The following is a 20,595-nucleotide window of genomic DNA, read 5'->3' as shown; positions in this document are numbered from 1 at the left end:
AAAGGAAATCATCGTTCTTTTTTCATGTCTTAGGAATTAGTTTTTTCCCAGACACTTTTTACTTTCCTTTTCCATTTTCATAGGCGAGAATTTTACTTGCTAAGGAAAATTTTTTATCTAAGTCTTTTAAATAAAGATCATTTTCATTTTTACCAACATTTTTATTAAATAAGCCCTGCGCTTGTGTATCAGGAATTCCTTCACGCATTTTTTCTATTCTTAAACTACATACTACCGTTGGTACATTCGATAATACTTCGACTAATTTTAACCATAAATCATCTACTGTAATGTAGTGCTTAATATAATCTAAATTAAACAATAGCTTTTTATCTAATAGATGAGGTGGGTATAAAACGCTGCCAGCCCCCGTAGCTAATAATTTCATCGATGACTGTTCACACTTTTGACTGCACCAATTCCAATCATCATATGCTTTAATCGATCCATCATCATTAAAAGTTATTTCATGTGCTCTTCCCGTGACAATACATTTCGGAAATTTTAAGTACGTTTTATATAATTCTGATAGCATTTCTTTGTAGTAAATAACATCATCATCTACTGTAACAATAATATCGTCAGGAAACTCTTGCATAGCATAATAATACTTTTTATGTGGTTTTAAATCTAAGGGAACAAAGCGATATTCAATACCCCTATCGCGTAATTCAAGAAGAGATGATGGAAGATGACTTTCTTTAATATCATCAGTCAGATAAACTAAAATTTTATCGGCTTTTTTAGTCTGATTAAGCAAACTTTTAAGGCAAATAGATAGTGTATTCAACCTATCTCCATAGCTTGTCAAAGAAACAATTAGCCGAGGATTCAATGCCTTTTTCATACTGCTCATTCCTTTCAGTTTAATATTATTAATAATTATCTCTTGATAGCGTTTTATAATAAATTAATATGCTCATTATTTACTATTTTTAAGACCCAACTTATAAACAAAACAAAAAAAGCTACAATCAGAAATGATTGTAGCTCAACATGATCTTAATGAAGAAAAATAAATTGTTACACTTCTTAAAGGAGAAGTTTTCGGATCAGTCATCTACATCTTAGTCCATTTTTCTTCTATTGTTAAATCCAAATCTTTAATATAACAAATATCGGTTCAACTTATCTAATGAGCAGCTTTCTTTGCTTTAGCATTAACTCTAATTAAACTAGCAATTTGATCAATATCTGCATTATTTTGGGCAATAATCAGGTCTTTGTTTGAACGTGGATAATCAATCACTTGACCATGATTGGCAGCAAAAGCTTGTAAAAATAATTTACTGCTTCTCCCATTTCCCTCTCTAAAGGGATGAAGATAATTTAATCTATCCAGTAAAAAAGCATAGTCAACATTTGCAAGTTCTTTTTTAGAAGACAATTGTTGTATCTTTTCTTCTATTTCTTCAATTCCAAAATTAATACGAGAATACTCTAAAAACTCTGTCTCTCCTTTAACTAATTCATAGTCTCTAATTTGACCAGCCCAATCGTAGAGCCAGCCAAACATAATTTTATGAATTTTTTTCAAATCTTCAACACTAGTGATTTTTTTATTCTTTCTCAAAAAAGCCACGGCGCGAATTCCTGAGCTTAAGTATTCTTTTTGTGCTAATTCTGCCGCATCAGTAATATTGAGTTTATTTTTAAGCGTACCATTTGGGTAAAGAAATTTTTGACGATACCATTCAGAATCCTTTACGGCCTCATTCATTTTCTTCACCCCAAATCCGATCAATTTCACTTTTAATCTCCTTAGATGGATTAATCGCCTCATCAAGAAGCATTAAAATATCCTCTTCATCTGGTTGCCAACCCTCTAAGTGTTCACTTTCTACAACAAATCTAATTTGTTCATACATTTCTGGATCTTCAATATAAATGCCTTGAATCATTTGATTAGTGTCATTAATTTTCAAAGAATAAACTGGATCAAGTAATTCCAGTAAATCTCCTGGTCGCATATTTAAAGATGACGATAATGCCGATAAAATTGCGCTTGACCAATTATCTGGATTCTCATTAAGTGCTTCTTCTAAATCTTTTTCCATTAAAGAATTACTTTGTGAAATATCCTTTAAGGTTAAATGATGATTTGTAAGTAAAATTGATATTTTTGATAACATAATTGCCCTCGTTCATTTTTACCTTACTATTATTTATATATTTTAAATCAAAATTAGATTTTTCACTAAAAAATTACATAAAAAATAGAGAATTAGCACCTTTAGAATTACTAATTCTCTATTTTCATAATTAATCTAAATTCTATTATTCAACTGTAACACTCTTAGCCAAGTTACGTGGTTTATCTACATCAAGGCCCTTATCTTTTGATGCATAATATGCAAGAAGTTGAGCTGGCACAACAGTTAATAAAGCAGACATATAATAGTTAATTTCTGGTAAAACTACATTGTCCCCTTCTCTAGCAAAGTCTTTACCAGCAATAGTAACAACGTTAGCACCTCTAGAAACAACTTCTTGAATATTTCCACGCGTTAAATCAGCAGTTGCAGGATCATTAATTAAGGCAATTACTGGGGTATCTTTTTCAATAAGAGAAATAGTACCATGCTTTAATTCGGCTGCTGCAAAACCTTCAGTTTGAATATATGAAACTTCTTTAAGTTTTAATGCTCCTTCTAAGGCTACTGCATAATCAATTCCACGTCCAATGTAGAAAGCATTTCGAGATTTAATTAGGTATTTATCAGCAATCTCTTTTAAACTTTCTTTACTGTCAACAAGTTGCTGCATCCCTTCTGCTGCAATAGCTAAATCATGCTTTAAATTCCAATCTTTAGCTTCTGCTTTATTAAGTGATTCGCCCAACGCCTTAGCCAGAACTGCTTGAACAGCAATTTGGGCAGTGTATGCCTTAGTAGATGCAACTGCAATTTCAGGACCAGCTTCTAAGAGCATAGTGTAGTCTGCTTCTCTTGATAAAGTTGAGCCTTCTACATTAGTGATTGTTAAACTTGGGATATTACGCTTATTAACTTCTTTCAAAACAACACGAGAATCAGCGGTTTCTCCTGACTGAGTTAAGAAAATAAAGAATGGATCCTTACTCATCATTGGGAAGTGATAACCAGCTTCTGATGCCAAACCAACTTCAGTTGGGATTCCAGTATAATGCTCTAACATTGTCTTACCAACTAAACCAGCATGGTAACTAGTTCCAGCAGCGTAAATATAAATACGATCTGCTTTTGAAATAGAATCAATAATTTTTGGATCAACCTTAACATCATCATTTTCATCAAAATAAGTTTGAGAAATTTTACGCATTACGCTTGGTTGTTCATCAATTTCTTTGAGCATGTAAAATTCGTAAGTTCCCTTTGAGGCTGCATTAGGATCAATATCTAATACATGGGGCTTACGTTCAACCTTTTTACCATCAACAGTTTCGATTGTGTAAGAATCTTTAGTAATGTCACCAACATCACCATCTTGTAAATCAACAAACGTTTTGGTTTGATCTAAAACAGAAATTGCATCAGACGCAATAATATTGAAACCATCGCCAAGTCCTAACATCATTGGTGACTTATTTTTAGCAATAAAAACATGCTCTGGCTCAGTGTTATCAACTAAAAGGAAAGCATATGAACCTTTGACTAATTTCAAAGCTTCTTTAAACGCAGAAAAACCATCTAAATTCTTCTCACGAGCAATCTTACTAATTAATTGGACAACCACTTCAGTATCAGTATTAGAGTGGAATTTTACTCCTTGTAAGTATTTTTCTTTTAATTCGGCATAATTTTCAACAACCCCATTATGAACTAGGTAAAAACGCTTAGTTTCATCAAAGTGAGGGTGAGCATTATCCACTGTTGGCTTACCATGTGTAGCCCAACGAGTATGACCAATTCCTACTAATCCTTGTTCATCAGGAGTTAGTTTTTCTTTTAAGTTAGAAATTCTACCAACCGCTTTTGTTAGATATTCGTTTCCATTTAAGTCATTTAAATACATACCTGCAGAATCGTAACCACGATATTCTAAGTTAGTTAAGCCATTTAAAATAATATCTCTTGCAGGTTTTCCAACGACACCAACAATTCCACACATAAGTTTTCTCCTTTGGTATAGTTCATTTAAGTTAAATGGACTATATTTATTTTGCTGTTATACTAGCAATAATAACCCTATTAAAGAAATTGGTCAAGATGTTTTATCTAAAATTGGTCTATATCAAAAGATGAAAAAATTGCACAAAAAAGACGCCCCATATGGAGCGTCATATCAATGATTTGGTGCTCATAAAAAATATATAGACAAGCTTACATTTTTCTTTGCAATCCATTTTATCTTTATTCATCAAATGAAATACGCTACTCTTTCACTTCATTTAAATTAATCACTTTATTAGCCAATTGTTTTATTTCTTCTCTTAGATGATGAGTTACCATTATAACCGTTTTATTCTTCTTCGATAAAATTGCCTTTTCAAGTTTAACGCTAGCAGACTTATCTAATGCAGAAGTTGCTTCATCTAATAAATAAATAGGTGTATCTCGTAGAATTTCTCTAGCAAATGAAATACGCTGCTTCTGTCCACCTGATAATTGCTCTCCCTGATCATTCAATACAGTATCCACGCCATTGGGAAGTTTAGCGATCATATCTTCAAGGCCACATTCATGAATAACGTTATTTATTTCAGCATCAGGTATATTTTTGCCTAGAGTCAAGTTCCACTTTAAAGAAGCTGAAAAGATATAAGGATCTTGTTGTAAATATGATATTTTTTCATGTAAGTCATTGTCTGAAATTGCTGAATAACTTATATCATTCATTTTTATATCACCACTATTATTTCTTAGTAGTCCCGCAATTAAATTAAGAATGGTGGACTTACCGGCAGCTGAATCACCTACCAATATATATTTATTATTAAGCTGGAAATCTAAATTTAAATTTTGGAATAGAGGCTTATCGTTTTTAGAATATTTGTATGAAATGTTGTTAAATTTTATACTACCTAATTCTAAGTTTTTAACTATTTGATTGTTAGGGTTCAAATCAAACCCTGATTTGAATTTCTTCATAATAGGTTTAACTGATTTGAACTCTTGCCAATTAAAACTAATACCACTTAATTCCGCAAAGATGGTACTTGCGAAAAATTGTGCGCCACTGATAGTTCCTACTGGAGTTAAATTATGCAATATTAGTCAACCCGTTTGTCCCAAAATAATTACCTGACTAATAAATGCCAACCCATTTGTGATAGCCTGTGTAACTCCAGCTGCTTTAGCATATTGTACGGTATGCTTTTTAACATCATCTGAAGACTTATTAATTTTCGTTACGATAGTCTGAGGTAAATTAGCAAGAAAAAGAGTATTAAATCCATTTAGTATATCGTTTATTGTATTGACTAAGCGTTCATTAGCATGGGTATATTCCAAGGATTTTTTAGCCAATATTTTTGAGAACAGATTTGGAACGATACCCATAATAATTGTCAAAACCACCACAGTAATTACTAGACTGAAATTGAAGTAGGCTAATGTTAACATTCCAAAGATTATTTCAAATACTTGCCTGACAATCATTAGAAAATCAGTGATACCAAAATTATTAATTGTAGTTATATCATTGGTTAGCCATGAACTATAGGTAGATACAGTTTGCTTATGAAAAGTAGCGTAATTAGATCTTGATAATTCAGTAGCGATATCTTTTCTAATTAACTTATCTACATTTTGTGAGAATCTAGCTTGTTCAATATTAACCAAACAATTTACTATTGCGTAAACAATGTAGGCTAATCCCATTACTGCAACCCACATAAAGAATTCATTTGCTCTAAATTTTGCAACAGCACTCAAAGCATTTGCGCTAGAGATACCGGCTAAAGTTAGAAAACCTGCATTAACAACTATTAGAAATACCACAAACAGGAATTCCCATTTTAATTTTCTAAAATATTTTAATAATTCCATATATACTCCTTGCTTTATTAAATTTTAATTTAAATAATAAATATAAAATTAAAATAAATCAATATTTTTTAACAAAAATAAAATAAAAATTACACCATAAAATCTACTTAAAATTAATCTATTGATGAGTAATTGAGAATATTAAAAGTTCAATTATTAGAAAAATTATGTCATAAACGAAAGCCCGATAGCACAAATTGCACTAAATGGTCAAAAAAGTATTACTTTTTGTAGAAAACCGGTAATACTTTTTAGAATTCCTTGTATCTCTTTGCTGTAGTTTAAATGTAGTATATTTAAAGCTTATTGCAAAATCACTGATATAGTTCTTTTAAAAATAGTTCCATCAACTTAAAGAAAGTAACAAATAAATTAGCTTGGGGGTCATTTTGGGGGGTCAAATAAAAAATTGCACAAAAAAAGACGCCCCATATAGAGCGTCATATTAGTGATTTGGGTGAGATTCGAACTCACGACCCACGGTTTAGAAGACCGTTGCTCTATCCAGCTGAGCTACCAAACCAATTCCTTAACAGAACATATTCTAGTATAGGGAAAAGGAACTTATATGTCAATTACTTTTTTGAATTTTTTTTGATTTTAATTTAAATTTTTTATCTACCCCACCTTTAGGGATATAAAAATAAGGAATAGCAGCTGATATTTGCCATTCCTATTCCTCTAAATTAACTTATAATGCTTGCATGCATTAAAGATACCGTCTGCGTCAATATCAGTAGTTACATAGTCTGCAATGCGCTTTACTTGCTCTTCGCCATTCCCCATTGCAACTCCAATTTTAACAGCTTTTAACATTTCTAGATCATTTTCGCCATCACCAAAAGCCATTGCATCTGCTAAAGTTTGACCTTGTAGTTCTAGGTACTTTTCAATACCAGCTAATTTACCACCATCTTTTGAGATGATATCTACTGCATATTCATTCCACCAACTTAATTTACAATTAGGCAAATCATTCACTAAATTCTTTAATTTTTCTCGTTCTCCATATGCAATAAATTGATAGACTTTTTCTCCGTGATATTCACCAATAGGTGCAACTTTACTTGAAACAGCTTTTTGAGCAGCTACCACCTCATCAGTTACAAAATTAATATATGGACCCTCTTTACCAATCGTATTAATTGGAACAGTTTTTTCTTTAATTAATTGGACCATTTTTTCAGTATCCTTCTCATCAATTGGATTACCGAAAATTTCTTTTCCATCTCCATCTAAACAAAGTTGACCATTCATTGTCAAATAACCATCAAATTTCAAATCCTTGACTGGTAATTTTTTCAATTGACTCATATCACAGCCTGTAGCTAGCACTAATTTATAGCCATTTTCATGTAAAAGCTTAAGTGCCTTCCTAGTACTTTCTGGAACGCTATCAGTTTTATGAGAAACTAACGTCCCATCCACATCAAAAAATATTGTTTTTACCAAATCCTCTCACCTCTATCTTTTCAATTATATCAAAAATGCGCTTTCAAAACCGAAAGCGCATCTTTTAATTATTTATTTTTCAAATTTTAGTCAACAGCTTTAGCAATTGCAGCGTTAACAGCAGACTGTTCTTTCTTAACTAAGTTAACCTTAGTTTCAATTACCTTAGTATCCATCTTGATTTCACGAGTTAAGCCTGGAGTATTGATCTTTGGTTCAAAGAAGTCTTGGAATTGATTCAATCTTTCTTCAGTATGGAAAATATTTGCAGTTACAGTAATAAAGGTTGCAAATTCCATATCTCCACCTACAGTTGCTTCAAGCCATGGCCATTCTAATCTAATCCAGTTCCAAGCTTGTTCTTGACCAAATGGATTAGCTAAAACATTACGGTACCATGCACGTAAGTCTTGTGGCTTAATAATTTCAGAATTTTCAAAGTCATCAACAATTGCATCAATGATTTCAGGCATTTTAGTTGAAGTAATACCAGCACACAAGTCTTGCTTCAAACTTGCATCAGAAGTTTCTTGATACTTCTTAAGAAGTTTATCAAATAAAGTCATGTTACCAAAGTTCTTAACTTCGTTAACCAAAACAGCACTTCTAATATCAGCGGAAATACCCTCTAAGTTATCCGAATTTTCTGAATAAATAGTGTGTAGACCGTTAATTGTCTCATCATTACCAGCATATAAGGACGCTGCAACAACATATGGTCTAGTTAAATTATCATCATTAGATTCACCAGCTTTTGGAAGTAATCCTAGACGCTTAACTTGTTTTTCAGAAAGTAAATTATAAAGCCTCTTTAGATCCTTTTCTTCCTTAGAATCTGGAGTTACAAAATTACGTAAAGTAGTCATAATTCTGTATAAAGCATTGTTTACAATTGGTGAAGTAGAATCTGCAAATTTAGGAAGAAGTGGAACAATGTCTGCATAAGACATATGACCGCCTTCTGCTAATAATCTGAAGTCTTGTAGTAGCTGTAATTTATCAACCGCATCTAATTCATCAATGTGGTTCAAAATATCATCAAGTAAGGTCTTATCATATTTAACAATGAAGTCTGAATTGTTGCCTACATTTAAACGGAATGGAACACCGTTGTCAGCAATTAAATCAGCATAGTCACCAACAACTAATTTTCCATCCTTCATAATCTTTGGAACAGCAGCATAGTTTGAATTTAGTGGAATTTGCCACTTACGTCCTACTTCCTTACCTTCACCGATAAAGAATTGTTTTTGAGTTAAAACTAACTTACCATCTTCAACTTTTGCATTTACTACTGGGTAACCTGGTTGTTCAAGCCAAGAATGCATAATCGCACCAATATCTAAGTCGCTTGCTTCTCCAAGCGCCTTCCATAAATCATCCCCAGTTGCATTACCATATTTATGAGCAGCAAAGTAGTTCTTCAAACCTTTACGAAGAGCTTCATCTCCTAATAAGGCACGAACCATTACTAACATTCTTGATCCCTTTGCATAAACAATGGCTGAGTCAAATAAGGCATCAATTTCAGCTGGATCATTAACCATAACATGAACAGATTGAACACCGTCTGTTGCATCCCTTTGGAGAGCTGCTGGAACTTCTGAAGTTTGGAACATTTCCCAAATCTTCCAATTTGGTTCTAAGGCATCAATAGCCACATATTCCATCATATTAGCAAAACTTTCGTTAAGCCATAGATTATCCCACCACTTCATAGTTACTAAGTCTCCAAACCATTGGTGAGCTAATTCATGAGCAATAACTGTAGCAACTAATTGCTTCATTTCTAATGAAGTATTGTCAGGATCAAGTAATAAGTATGCTTCACGATAAGTTACACAACCCCAGTTTTCCATCGCACCAGCTGAAAAGTCAGGAAGTGCTACTTGATATGAATGTTCTAATGGATATGGAGTTTCATAGAAATCTTCAAAGAATTCAATTGAACGCTTAGCAATGTCTAAGGCAAAATCTAATTCTTTTGCTTGGTGAGCTCTTGTAGCAAAAACACCAATTTCAACGCCAGATTTTGTCTTAGTCAATTTTCTTTGCATATCACCGAAGACAAAAGCAACCAAATAACTAGACATACGTAAAGTTGGTTTAAAGTAGTGAACACCATCTTTAAACTTCTCTTCTGGTTGGTTAGAAATAATACTTTCACCAGGTTTTTCATCAAACTTAATTGCAAGTGCAAAAGTAGCTTTTGCTTCTGGTTCATCAACACATGGGAAGGCTTGACGAGCAAAGGTGGTTTCAAATTGTGTACCAATTAATTGCTTCTTTTCACCATCAACTTCGTAGTAAGAAGGATAAATTCCCATCATTGTATCAGTCAACTTACCTTCGAAGTCAACTTCAATTTTCATCTTACCTACTTTTCCAGCTTCAATATTAATTACTTCATCTTTATCGTTGTAATTAAAGTCAGCCTTCTTTTGATCTACTCTAACAGAGGTAATCTTTAAGTACTTTTGATTTAGTTTGACTAATTCTTCCTGTGCTTCACCGATTACAACAGTCTTACCATGAAATATCTTCTTTTCACGACTAATATCTAAATAGATATCGTAATGTTCTGGATGAAAAGTTTCATAAAAGCGTTTTACTTCTGTCATATTTTGACCTCCAATATTTAACTTCTCAACTATTTATTATAAGAAATTAAAATCTTACTTACCAGTTTTTGGATTAAATTAAAAATAATTTAGTCTATCCTACATAATTTAAAATATTGTTTCATTCTTCTTTTATTCAATTAAAACTAGTAAAATAAAAATTAAGAGAAAAGACAAAAAAGGAGTGCTTTTTATAATGAAATATAATCAATATGGTTATTTAAAAACAGACTTTGACCAAATTGTTAAAGAACTACAATCTATTAACTTCTTACCTAATGATTGGAAAGAAAATAGTTTTTCTGGCCTTTTAGCAACGTTAGTTGAAAACTCCATTGCTGAAGCCAAAACTTATGGTGCAAAAGAAGCTAAATTAGCAGAATTTGCAGTTAGTGATCATAAAAATTTAAAAGATTTTCTAGCTGAAAATCCTAATTCAATTTCACGTAACCAATTTTATAATATTGCCCTGCAATTACTCGGCTATCATGTTGGCTACGATTATGACTTAAATGATCCACTAGCTCGGATGAAGGCTAATTCTCTTCCTTACACTGATCACGAAGAAATTAATCGTAATGAATTAGTTAAAGTCTTCTACCGCCTACTTAACACTCGAGCTAAAAATGGCCAAACTTTCATTGATAATATGGCTGGTAAAGGTTACTTCACCCAGTTTTATGGTAATAATAAATTTATGTACTTTAATGGTAAGTCACTCCCAGTTTTTGATATGAGTAAGGTTATTCGTGAAGTGGTTTATGTTGAAAGTGATCTTGATACTGATGAAGATGGCAAACCTGATTTACTTCAAGTCACAGTCTTTCGTCCTTATCAATCAAACAACTTCAAGTTCCCTGCTCTCTATACAGCAGATCCATACTTTGGCGGAATTATTGCTAATGAAAAACGAAACCACAATGTAGATGTCAATCTAGAAGATGCTACTAAAAGTACTTACCCTAAGTATGAAGCAATGCCTACTGCTAAAGCTCAAAAGCCTGCTAGTGAAGATCAAGCCGCTACAGAAGAAGCAGTACATAAAGCAGCCTATTCGCTAAATGAATATTTATTAGCACGTGGATTTGCAAATGTTTATGCTGGTGCCATTGGAACACGCGGTTCCGACGGTTTAAGAATTACTGGTGCACCAGAAGAAACTGAAAGTGCTAAAGAAATTATTGAATGGCTCCATGGTGACCGTATTGCCTATACTGACAGAACTAGAAAGCATGAGACAAAAGCTTCCTGGTGTAATGGGAATATCGGAATGACTGGTCGTTCATACCTTGGTACTCTTCAAATTGCAATTGCTACTACAGGGGTGAAGGGACTTAAAACTGTAGTTTCTGAAGCTGCAATTTCTTCTTGGTATGATTACTACCGCGAGCATGGCTTAGTCATTGCTCCCGAGGCTTGCCAAGGAGAAGACTTAGATATGCTGGCTGAAACTTGTCAGTCTAATCTTTGGGATGCAGGTGATTATCTAAAAATCAAACCTAAATATGATGCAATGCAAAAGCGTCTTTTAGAAAAATCAGATCGTGAAACTGGCCAATATTCTGATTTTTGGGAGGCTAGAAATTATCGCCACCACACTGATAATATTAAATGTTCTTGGATTTCAGTTCATGGTCTTAATGACTGGAATGTTAAACCTAAGAATGTTTATAAAATTTGGCAAAAAATTTCTAAATTACCAATTGCACATAAACTATTCTTACACCAAGGTCCGCACTACAACATGAATAATCTTCTTTCCATTGACTTTTCTGATTTAATGAACCTCTGGTTCTGTCATGAATTGTTAGGCATTAAAAATAATGCTTACAAACAATGGGAAGATGTAATGATTCAAGATAATCTACAACCAGATATCTGGCATGAAAAACCAACTTGGAATAATGAATTAGGTAAAAAAGAAATTTACTTCCCAGATAAGAGTGGCAGCCTCTTAAAAGATGACGGAGAAGATAATGATAAAGTTTCATTTACAGACCAAGGTGGAAAAATCTTTAAAGAATCTAAAATTTCTGAAGGAAAATGGCAGTACGACTTCATTTCTGGAGAAGAAAAATGGCTTGATCAACAATTGCGCTTTGTAACTGATGAATTCATTCATACTGTTACAGTAGTTGGTCGTCCTAAGATTAAAATGAGTGTTTCTACCTCTCTTCCTAAAGGCCAAATTTCCGTAGCTTTAGTTGATCTAGGTACTAGAAAACGCCTCACTCCAATTCCTAAGTCATTTAATGATCAAATTCAAGAATTGGGTTATCGCTTCGGCACCGAGGTAATGAAGGAATTCGTTCCTGATAAAGAAACTAAGGCTAAATTAATTACTAAAGGTCACATGAATGTTCAAAACTATGCAGATATGAAACATGCCGAAGAAGTTGAACCTGGTAAATTCTATGACTTAGAATTTGAACTACAACCTACCTTCTATCGTTTACCAGCCGGTGCACGATTAGGCTTAATCATTTACTCAACTGATCAAGGAATGACGAAGCGTCCATTAGAAGAAGAAACTTATACTATTGATTTAGATAAGACACAATTGATTTTTCATGAGATGTAATTAGTTGATGATACTAAGGCTTAACTTCTAGTTAAAGAAAGGAATAAGACAATATGGAAACTTCAAGTTCAACAATGTATTGGATATTATTTTAAATAATAATATTTTAAAATTTACAGTACGCAAAAAGCAGCTAGTCTTCAAAAAACGAAAACTAACTGCTTTTTCTTATTTTGCTAATTTCAAAATTACTGTAAAGATAATCATATCATCTTTATGACTAACATGAATTTTCCCATGAAATGTGTGAACAATCTCTTGCGCCATTGCTAATCCAATTCCAAATCCTGATTGCTTTGAATTGTGTGATTCATCTTCTCTATAGAAGCGTTCAAAGAAATGTGAATAATCTTTTCCTTTTCCTTCTTTATAAGTATTAGCAACCTTTAAGATGGCATTTGTTCCTAGCCTTCCTTTAGTTAAGGTTACCTGCACTTTCCCATCTTTATCGCAATATTTACGTGCATTGTCTAGTAAGATATTAATCAGTTCACTTAACACATTTTTCTCTGCCTTAACATATAAATCTGGCATAATCATTCCACTATATTTAAGATTATTTTTTTGCATTACAGACTTAAAGCTATTAACATTCTTTTTAACAATTTCAGAAAAATTCACTTTATTTAGGACCACTTCACCAGTTTCACCAGTTCGAGCTAGTGCAATTAATCGGTTAATTAGCCTTGTTAATCGATCAACTTGTTCCTTGGTGCTTTTATTCCATTCAGAATTATTACCTAACATCTCTTCCATTTCGGTATTAGCAGCAATAATGGCCAAAGGAGTTTTTAATTCATGACCAGCATTGGTAATAAACTCACGTTGTTTACGATACGTTGTAATAATTGGACCGATTGCCTTTTTAGAAACAAAAATCAATACCAAGGCAAAAACAATCAAAGCCCCAATTCCTAAAACAATCGATACCCTAACTAGGAGAGAAAAACGATGATAAATCAGCGATTCATTTAAATAAACAATAAACTTACGACCAGTCTGATTTTTCCCAACACGATAAGCATACTGATTATTACCAATTGTCACTACGCCATCTGTTGTCTTATCCTTAAAAATTCTCTTACTTGTACTAAGAATTTCAGTTCGTCCAACATCATAAACATTATCATTATTTACTATCCGCGGATTACTCTGCGGAGTCTCAGCAACAGTGAAATAACGGTATTGAAAAACTGCCTCCGGATTATATTCGCCTGCCAAGAAATTTTTATTAATTGGATCTTTTTGATTACCAAAGACTGGTTTAGCATTCCGCGGGGTTAATTGTCCTTGATTGTTCACCAAGGCCGTTAAAACTCGATCCACCTCATTATGACTTTGAGTATAGCTAACTCCCAATAAAGCACCTAAGGTGATTACGAGAACTATAAACAAAGCTGTAATAGACATTCCAATAAATTTCCACCGAAACTTTTGGATCATTTTAGCTCACCTACCTAATTAAGGAAAAACTACCACCTTTTTCACCGACAATCTGAACTGAGCTCTGAATCGACTGCAACTTTTGTCTTAGATAAGAAATATAAATCCAAACGACATCTTCACTAGCTTCATCATCATCTTTCCAAACATGCGCTAATAAATCTGAAGTTGAAAATTCTTTTCCTTCATTAAGCATCAAATAATTCAAAAGTTGAGTCTCTTTACTTCCTAAACGAATTGAATTATGACTGATTAGTTCTTGTTCAGCAACATTTAAAGCCAGGTCTCCTACCTCAACCTCATTAGGTGTATATTGATCGTCTCGTCGTTCTTTTGAACGTAAACGTGCTAGCAACTCTTTCAGTGAAAATGGCTTAGTTAAATAATCATCAGCTCCGCTATCTAAACCAGTTACTCGATCATCAACTTCTGCTTTTGCGGTTAACATTAAAACATAAGTCTTATCGCCACTCTTGCGAATCTCCTTTAGGGCAGTAATTCCATCCATGACTGGCATCATAATATCTAAGATGATAACGTCATATAAATTTTTCCGCGCAAGTTCAACTGCATCCCGTCCATTAAAAACAGGATTCACCTCATAATTGACACTCTGCATTGCAGCTACCAAAACACGAGATAACTGTTCTTCATCTTCTGCAAGCAAAATTTTCATTAAGTTAATCTTCCTCTCTAATTAAATGGCGCAAAGTCTGCATACTTACATCACAAGAAGCTAATTCATCAGCCACTCGCTTCAACTCTTTACCAATCATTTCGGGATTCTTTATCTTGTGCTTATACTTCATTTCATGCTCTAAGCTAGCCCAAGTATCCATAGCTATCGTTCTAAGTTGTACTTCAACATAGTAGTGACCCGGGGTGTTTCCTAAAATATCTTCTTCGGGTCTTTCAACATCTAAAATCATATGATAAGAACGATACCCATTTGGTTTAGCATTCGTAATGTAATCTTTTTGCTTGACGATTTCTACGTCGTTCCATTCCTTAATTAAATCGATACAGGTATAAATGTCATCAATAAAATTGCAAACCACACGAATTCCTACACTATCTCGATTTTCTTTTAGAGCTGATTTTGGGGTTACCGGCAATTCTTTTCGTTGACATTTTTCAATCATGCTTTCTGGCCGCTTAACTCGGCCAATCAAGTGTTCATATAGGCTATCGCCGGTTTTCTCCTGATGAAGTTGATTTTCTTTCCTAAAGTACTCCAACATTTGGTTAAGTAAACTATCTAGCACTGGAGTATAGCCACCATAAATATCCATATTAAACCCTCTTTATTAATTTACTAATATTATAGCAGTCGAGATTTTTTTAATAACTATAATAATGTTAATTTAAAGAATTTTTGCTTTTCATTAGAAAAACTAAGAAAAAGGCAAGATTCCATATTAATAAGCAGATCATAACTCCCAAAATAGAATTTTTAACTAACCATAAAATTAAAGCTCCAATACCAAATATAGTTAAGAGGGTTATTGCTTCAATTTTTTTCAAATCGACATACCTTCTTACTATAAACTTGGTTCACAATAAAAGAGAAATAATAAAGTAAAATCGTAACTACAATTAACCCATACAAAAACTTACGGTCCACATTTTTATTATTTAAATATAGGGCATCTACGGTCATTAACAATACAGAAATCGCAATTGCAATATGACTATACATTAAGACAAATCCTCTACTAATTTGATGATGGTTAATGATCTTATCCGATAAAAGTACATAACTAGCAAACATTAAAACTAGTGATAAAAATAAAAATGCGGCATACATAAGAGGAGTCTTACTATTGAAGTAATTTGCTAAATTAACAATTGCTTCTCCAAACGCAATAATAACTATCAAACTTACTCTCTCCACCAAATGAGGGAAATTAACTCTTTCAGCCTTAAATTTTTCCCATAAAAAGATTGGTAAAATCAAACCAATAATATAAGCAGCAATACAGAAATAAATCCCTATAGAATAACCAAGTATCAACCCTAAAATTACTAAAAAGAACTCTATTCCTAAAATAAATAAGAATTCTCTTTTATCATTAACTTCATTAACCGAAGTGAATAAATATTGGCAAAATATTGTTGCAATCATTACAGCCATCGCAATATTAAAATAGTGAAAGGTTATGCGCCATTCCGTATTAATATTGTTGGCTAAGTAAACTGCTGTAAACATATTTAAAACAAGTCCGGCAATGTCTAAAAAGTTATTCTTGCTGTACCAATTAAAATAAACAACCTGATAGAGCCAAATTTCCATTACTACAACGACGACTAATGAAAACTCTAAAAAAGTAGCTAAAGGAATACCTCCATTAACAGGATGATGTATCATCGCAGTAATTCTAGAAATCGCATATACAAAAACTAAATCAAAGAATAATTCAAACATGCTAACTGGTTTAGCAACTATTTTTCACTTAAACTCTTCCTCAAACTTAATTAGTTTCTATCTTGCCTTATATTCATAAAAAAATCAAAAATGCCCTTAGTCTTATCCGACTAAGAGCAAATTGATAGCTTAATTTTCTAATTCTACATATGTTTTTACACTCTGAGATACTGTTTGATAAACAGTTGAAACATGCAGAGTATGGTCTAAAAAGTCTTGTTTTTCTTCTTGAGACATAGAGCTGTCAAAAGAAACCGTAATCAACATTTCACTAACAACTGACTTTCCATGGCCGAGTTTAGTAGTAATTGCCTGATTTGTTACTTTAAAGTTCTTTACATCTAAATGATGTACATTTGCAATCATCCCTGCAGAAATTGAAATACAAGAGTTAACAGCACCAGCTAAATATTCTACTGGATTCGGGGCAACATTTTTATCACTTGCTGATTCATCAGCCATGAATTTATTTTTCTTTGTTCGATTTTCAATTTGCCAAGGAGTATCAGTTAATCCACTTTTTACTGTATATTTTGTCATTTTTTCTCTTTTCTAAATTAATCCATGTTTTACCAAATAATCATGAGCTACTTTAGCAGGTTTCTCATGCTTAACATTAACTTGATAATTCATCTGCTGCATTTCTTCAGTAGTAATTTTACCAGCCAATTTATTTAAAGCCTTTACAATTTGAGGATTTCTCTCTGCAAATTTTGTCCTCATTAGGGGAGCTCCCTGATATGGTGGGAAGAATTTCTTATCATCATCCAGCATCACTAAATTATACTTCTTAATTTCTGCATCTGTTGTATAGCCATCAACAACATTAGCTTGATTATTAGCAATAGCATGATAGCGAATGCTCGATTCAGTACTCTTAATTGAAGCAAAATCTAACTTATAGATTTTCTTTAAGCCGGGATAGCCATCTTTTAATGAGGTAAAGTCCGGATCAAAGGCTGCATGTACTTTTTTATTTACACGATTTAAGTCACTCATCTTAGTCAAGTGATTGTCTTTAGCAAATTTTTGTGTTGTAGCTAAAGCATAACCATTCTGGTAAGCCATTGGCTTCAGATATTCCATATCAAATTGTTTCTTTAAGTCGCTTCTAGCTTCTACATAAACTTGATTTGGATCATTCCCGGTCTTTTTACCAGTTTTGACTAAAGTTTGTAAAACTGTACCTGTAAATTCAGGATAAATATCAATCTTATCTGTTTGAAGAGCTTTGAATAAAAATGTGGTTCCACCAAAGTTAGGTTTTAAAACCACCTTAGTATTGGGGTCATTCTTTTCGATTAGGTCCTTATACATATTAATCAAAATAGCTGGTTCTGATCCCATTTTTCCAGCAATGGTAATCGTTTGTTTTGGTTCAGCAACATTTTTAGAAGTATTAGCATAATGGTTATACAGGCTACTTCCACCCCAAATTACTAAAGCTAAGGCAATTAGTGCACTTCCTACTTTTAGACGTTTATTATTTTTTGAAATGAATTTTAAAACGCCACTAAATATTAGAGCAAGCAATGCAGATAAAATTGCTCCCATTAAGACTTCAGTATTATTGTTTGAATTAATTCCAACATATATATAAGTTCCTAAGCCTCCGCCACCAATTAAAGCAGCTAAAGTGGCAGTACCAATAATCATAACTAGAGCGATCCGAATTCCTGCTACTATCATCGGCATAGCCATTGGAATTTCTAGTCGCTGTAACTTTTTCCATTTAGTGAGTCCCAAGGCAGTAGCTGCTTCTTCTAGATTTTCAGGTATTTCCGTTAATCCCGAATAAGTATTTTGAAATATTGGCATAATTGCATATAGAACTAACGCAATGACTGCTGGCACGGTTCCGATTCCAACAAATGGTAACAGTAAACCTAGAACCGCCAAACTAGGAATTGTTTGAATAATTCCCGCTATTTGAAGTGTAAATTCAGCAGCCTTTTTGTGACCTTTTAAAATAAAAGCCAGTGGAATTGCAATTACCATTGCAATCAGCAAGGCAATCAGAGAAATCTTAATATGAACAAGCGTGGTAGCCCAAATTTGTCCATGTTCAGTTAGTAACATCTGCCATAGTGATTTAATCATGTCCAGCCACCCACTTTAAAAATAAATTCCAAACTCTTTTTGGCTCAATTAAAAATTCACCAAACCTGGTCTCTGCAATAAACAAAGTATCTGGATGGTTAGAACAATCTTTAATTAAATCCTCTACGCTATCAACGTGATAACGAACAAGGGTATCCACTTTAGGATAGAATCGTGGATCTACACCCAATTCGCTCTTCAATAAAATTTCAAGATCAAGTTTCTGATTAATCCGATTTCCTGCAAAAAATTCCTGTACAAATTTGGTAGCCGGATGTCTTAAAATTTCTCTAGGTTTGCCAACTTGCTCTAAAACACCTTTATGCAGAACTCCAATTGTATTTCCTAAACGAATAGCTTCTTGCATGTCATGTGTTACAAACATTACTGTTTTATTGAATCGCTCATGTAAATTAATAAGTAAGTCTTGTAGTTGCTTTCTTACAACTGGATCAAGAGCAGAAAAAGGTTCATCCATTAAAACAACTTCAGGATCCGCTGCTAAAGCCCGAACAATGCCAACTCGTTGTTGTTCACCACCTGATAGTTCACTCGGCATGCGATCACAATATAATTTTGGATCCAAATCAACCGATTTTAATAGCTTTTCCTGTTTTTTTCGCCGTTCTTTGCGATCAACACCTTCTTGCTCCAACACAATTGTAATATTTTCACCAACAGTTAAATTTGGAAATAAACTAGCTGTTTGCAATACATACCCAGTCTTTTCCCTTAGTTTACGCAAATTATATTCTTTTATTGGTTTATCATTTAGAAGAATTTGTCCCTTTGTTGGTTCAATAAGCCGGTTAAACATCTTTAGCAACGTTGTCTTTCCGCTCCCACTTGGTCCAACTAAAACAAAAATATCTCCTTTTTTCACTGCGAAAGAAACATCTTTTAAGATTTCTTGTCCATCGTATTTTTTTGAAATATTTTTATATTCAATCATCATTTTACCCTTATAAAAATAGTTATTTATATTTTCTCACTATTTATAAGAACTTGGCAAAAAGATTACATCTTTTTAAACAAAAAAATAAGACTGACGAAATAGTCAGTCTTATAGTTCCAAAGAAGCCTTATTATTTCTTCTTTGAGTTTTTACCTTCTTTTTGTAATTTTTGAGCCATGTTAATAATGTACTCACGTAAATCATCTTTAATTTGAGGGTGAGATAAACCATATTCAATTGATGTTTCAAGGTAACCTTCCTTGTTACCAACATCATGACGTTCACCATTAAATACATGAGCGAATACTCGTTGAGTCTTGTTCATAGTATCAATTGCGTCAGTTAATTGAATTTCGCCACCACGACCAGGTTTTTGATGTGCTAAAATATCAAAAATTTCTGGAGTTAACAAGTAACGACCAATAATTGCGTAGTCACTAGGTGCCTTATCAATGTCTGGCTTTTCAACAAAGGCCTTAACGTTAATTAAACCAGGTTCAATTTCGCTATCTGGATCAATAACACCATACTTAGAAACTTCTTCATGTGGTACAGGCATAACAGCAATAGTTGATGCATGAGTCTTGTCATAACGATCGATCAATTGCTTAGTTAGTGGAACCTTGTCATCCATCAAGTCGTCACCAAGCATAACAGCAAATGGTTCATCCCCAACGAAGCTACGAGCTCTTAAAATCGCATCTCCTAAACCAGCTGGGTGTGGTTGACGAGTGTAGTAAAGGTTAACACCTAAGTTAGTAATTGATTGGGTTAAGTGTAAAAGATCAGTCTTACCCTTTTCTTCCAAATCTTGTTCTAGTTCTGGGTTAGCATCAAAGTGATCTTCGATAGAACGCTTGTTTTTACCAGTAACGATCAAGATATCTTCAATTCCAGATTTTTTAGCTTCTTCTACAATAAATTGAATTGTTGGTTTATCAACAATCGGTACCATTTCCTTAGGCATAGCCTTAGTGGCAGGTAAAAACCTAGTACCTAATCCAGCTGCTGGAATAACTGCTTTTCTTACTTTCATTTTATTCTCCTCA

The 20,595-nt window shown here is 33.2% G+C and carries 16 protein-coding genes, 1 tRNA gene and 1 pseudogene; 1 reads left to right on the top strand and 17 read right to left on the bottom strand.

What is annotated here, in order from left to right; genetic code table 11:
• Nucleotides 1-58: 58 nt before the first annotated feature.
• The 9 genes from CP370_RS06420 to CP370_RS06385 form a co-directional block, all read right to left on the bottom strand.
• Nucleotides 59-847: a glycosyltransferase gene (locus CP370_RS06420; RefSeq protein WP_087713136.1), complete on the bottom strand. Its 789-nt coding sequence runs from the start codon at nt 845-847 to the stop codon at nt 59-61.
• A 285-nt stretch (nt 848-1,132) separates the two neighbouring features.
• Nucleotides 1,133-1,720, bottom strand: a complete 588-nt coding sequence (locus CP370_RS06415) for a Fic family protein (protein WP_087713137.1) — start codon at nt 1,718-1,720, stop codon at nt 1,133-1,135.
• Nucleotides 1,713-2,132, bottom strand: a complete 420-nt coding sequence (locus CP370_RS06410; RefSeq protein ID WP_004895392.1) for a helix-turn-helix domain-containing protein — start codon at nt 2,130-2,132, stop codon at nt 1,713-1,715. Before CP370_RS06410 ends, CP370_RS06415 begins: the two co-directional genes overlap by 8 nt.
• 145 nt (nt 2,133-2,277) lie before the next feature.
• On the bottom strand, nt 2,278-4,089 hold the full coding sequence (gene glmS / locus CP370_RS06405; protein ID WP_087713138.1) for a glutamine--fructose-6-phosphate transaminase (isomerizing): 1,812 nt from the start codon (nt 4,087-4,089) through the stop codon (nt 2,278-2,280).
• A 263-nt stretch (nt 4,090-4,352) separates the two neighbouring features.
• Nucleotides 4,353-5,189, bottom strand: a complete 837-nt coding sequence (locus CP370_RS10020) for an ABC transporter ATP-binding protein (protein ID WP_232457389.1) — start codon at nt 5,187-5,189, stop codon at nt 4,353-4,355.
• 6 nt (nt 5,190-5,195) lie between these two features.
• Entirely contained in the window at nt 5,196-5,921 is a 726-nt protein-coding gene (locus tag CP370_RS10015; RefSeq protein ID WP_233186311.1) for an ABC transporter transmembrane domain-containing protein, read from the bottom strand.
• Nucleotides 5,922-6,418: 497 nt separating this feature from the next.
• Nucleotides 6,419-6,492, bottom strand: a tRNA-Arg gene (locus CP370_RS06395).
• A 158-nt stretch (nt 6,493-6,650) separates the two neighbouring features.
• Nucleotides 6,651-7,421: a Cof-type HAD-IIB family hydrolase gene (locus CP370_RS06390; protein ID WP_087713139.1), complete on the bottom strand. Its 771-nt coding sequence runs from the start codon at nt 7,419-7,421 to the stop codon at nt 6,651-6,653.
• 86 nt (nt 7,422-7,507) lie between these two features.
• Nucleotides 7,508-10,042: a M1 family metallopeptidase gene (locus tag CP370_RS06385; RefSeq protein WP_087713140.1), complete on the bottom strand. Its 2,535-nt coding sequence runs from the start codon at nt 10,040-10,042 to the stop codon at nt 7,508-7,510.
• A gap of 196 nt (nt 10,043-10,238) precedes the next feature.
• On the opposite strand from CP370_RS06385, the gene CP370_RS06380 reads away from it, so the two are divergent.
• On the top strand, nt 10,239-12,623 hold the full coding sequence (locus tag CP370_RS06380) for a Xaa-Pro dipeptidyl-peptidase (RefSeq protein WP_087713141.1): 2,385 nt from the start codon (nt 10,239-10,241) through the stop codon (nt 12,621-12,623).
• A 168-nt stretch (nt 12,624-12,791) separates the two neighbouring features.
• On the opposite strand, the gene CP370_RS06375 is transcribed toward CP370_RS06380, so the two are convergent.
• The 8 genes and pseudogenes from CP370_RS06375 to galU form a co-directional block, all read right to left on the bottom strand.
• Nucleotides 12,792-14,066, bottom strand: a complete 1,275-nt coding sequence (locus CP370_RS06375) for a cell wall metabolism sensor histidine kinase WalK (protein ID WP_087713142.1) — start codon at nt 14,064-14,066, stop codon at nt 12,792-12,794.
• 10 nt (nt 14,067-14,076) lie between these two features.
• Entirely contained in the window at nt 14,077-14,742 is a 666-nt protein-coding gene (locus CP370_RS06370; RefSeq protein WP_087713143.1) for a response regulator transcription factor, read from the bottom strand.
• Between the two features lie 4 nt (nt 14,743-14,746).
• Nucleotides 14,747-15,358 (bottom strand): GTP pyrophosphokinase family protein, encoded by a 612-nt coding sequence (locus CP370_RS06365; RefSeq protein ID WP_087713144.1) that lies wholly within the window; start codon nt 15,356-15,358, stop codon nt 14,747-14,749.
• 67 nt (nt 15,359-15,425) lie between these two features.
• Nucleotides 15,426-16,491, bottom strand: a pseudogene (locus CP370_RS06360) (low temperature requirement protein A).
• A gap of 129 nt (nt 16,492-16,620) precedes the next feature.
• Nucleotides 16,621-17,031 carry an OsmC family protein gene (locus tag CP370_RS06355; protein WP_012845889.1) on the bottom strand — a complete coding sequence of 137 codons (411 nt, stop codon included), beginning with the start codon at nt 17,029-17,031 and terminating at the stop codon, nt 16,621-16,623.
• A 12-nt stretch (nt 17,032-17,043) separates the two neighbouring features.
• A complete protein-coding gene (locus tag CP370_RS06350; protein WP_087713145.1) occupies nt 17,044-18,591 on the bottom strand; it encodes an ABC transporter permease/substrate-binding protein in 1,548 nt (515 codons plus the stop codon).
• On the bottom strand, nt 18,584-19,546 hold the full coding sequence (locus CP370_RS06345; RefSeq protein WP_012845887.1) for an ABC transporter ATP-binding protein: 963 nt from the start codon (nt 19,544-19,546) through the stop codon (nt 18,584-18,586). The genes CP370_RS06350 and CP370_RS06345 overlap by 8 nt, the downstream gene beginning before the upstream one ends.
• A gap of 130 nt (nt 19,547-19,676) precedes the next feature.
• On the bottom strand, nt 19,677-20,582 hold the full coding sequence (gene galU, locus CP370_RS06340) for a UTP--glucose-1-phosphate uridylyltransferase GalU (protein ID WP_012845886.1): 906 nt from the start codon (nt 20,580-20,582) through the stop codon (nt 19,677-19,679).
• Between the last annotated feature and the right edge of the window lie 13 nt (nt 20,583-20,595).

Origin of the sequence: Lactobacillus sp. UMNPBX19 (genome assembly GCF_002553805.1) — a bacterium.
Lineage (GTDB): Bacteria > Bacillota > Bacilli > Lactobacillales > Lactobacillaceae > Lactobacillus.
The sequence above is the reverse complement of the archived record's forward strand: the minus strand, read 5'-3'. Positions and strand labels throughout refer to the sequence as shown.

What these genes read in the sequence shown, in the direction of transcription:
- CP370_RS06420 (WP_087713136.1), bottom strand. Translation starts at nt 847, where the DNA reads ATGAAAAAGGCATTGAATCCTCGGCTAATTGTTTCTTTGACAAGCTAT.
- CP370_RS06415 (WP_087713137.1), bottom strand. Translation starts at nt 1,720, where the DNA reads ATGAATGAGGCCGTAAAGGATTCTGAATGGTATCGTCAAAAATTTCTT.
- CP370_RS06410 (WP_004895392.1), bottom strand. Translation starts at nt 2,132, where the DNA reads ATGTTATCAAAAATATCAATTTTACTTACAAATCATCATTTAACCTTA.
- glmS (WP_087713138.1), bottom strand. Translation starts at nt 4,089, where the DNA reads ATGTGTGGAATTGTTGGTGTCGTTGGAAAACCTGCAAGAGATATTATT.
- CP370_RS06385 (WP_087713140.1), bottom strand. Translation starts at nt 10,042, where the DNA reads ATGACAGAAGTAAAACGCTTTTATGAAACTTTTCATCCAGAACATTAC.
- CP370_RS06380 (WP_087713141.1), top strand. Translation starts at nt 10,239, where the DNA reads ATGAAATATAATCAATATGGTTATTTAAAAACAGACTTTGACCAAATT.
- CP370_RS06375 (WP_087713142.1), bottom strand. Translation starts at nt 14,066, where the DNA reads ATGATCCAAAAGTTTCGGTGGAAATTTATTGGAATGTCTATTACAGCT.
- CP370_RS06370 (WP_087713143.1), bottom strand. Translation starts at nt 14,742, where the DNA reads ATGAAAATTTTGCTTGCAGAAGATGAAGAACAGTTATCTCGTGTTTTG.
- CP370_RS06365 (WP_087713144.1), bottom strand. Translation starts at nt 15,358, where the DNA reads ATGGATATTTATGGTGGCTATACTCCAGTGCTAGATAGTTTACTTAAC.
- CP370_RS06355 (WP_012845889.1), bottom strand. Translation starts at nt 17,031, where the DNA reads ATGACAAAATATACAGTAAAAAGTGGATTAACTGATACTCCTTGGCAA.
- CP370_RS06350 (WP_087713145.1), bottom strand. Translation starts at nt 18,591, where the DNA reads ATGATTAAATCACTATGGCAGATGTTACTAACTGAACATGGACAAATT.
- CP370_RS06345 (WP_012845887.1), bottom strand. Translation starts at nt 19,546, where the DNA reads ATGATGATTGAATATAAAAATATTTCAAAAAAATACGATGGACAAGAA.
- galU (WP_012845886.1), bottom strand. Translation starts at nt 20,582, where the DNA reads ATGAAAGTAAGAAAAGCAGTTATTCCAGCAGCTGGATTAGGTACTAGG.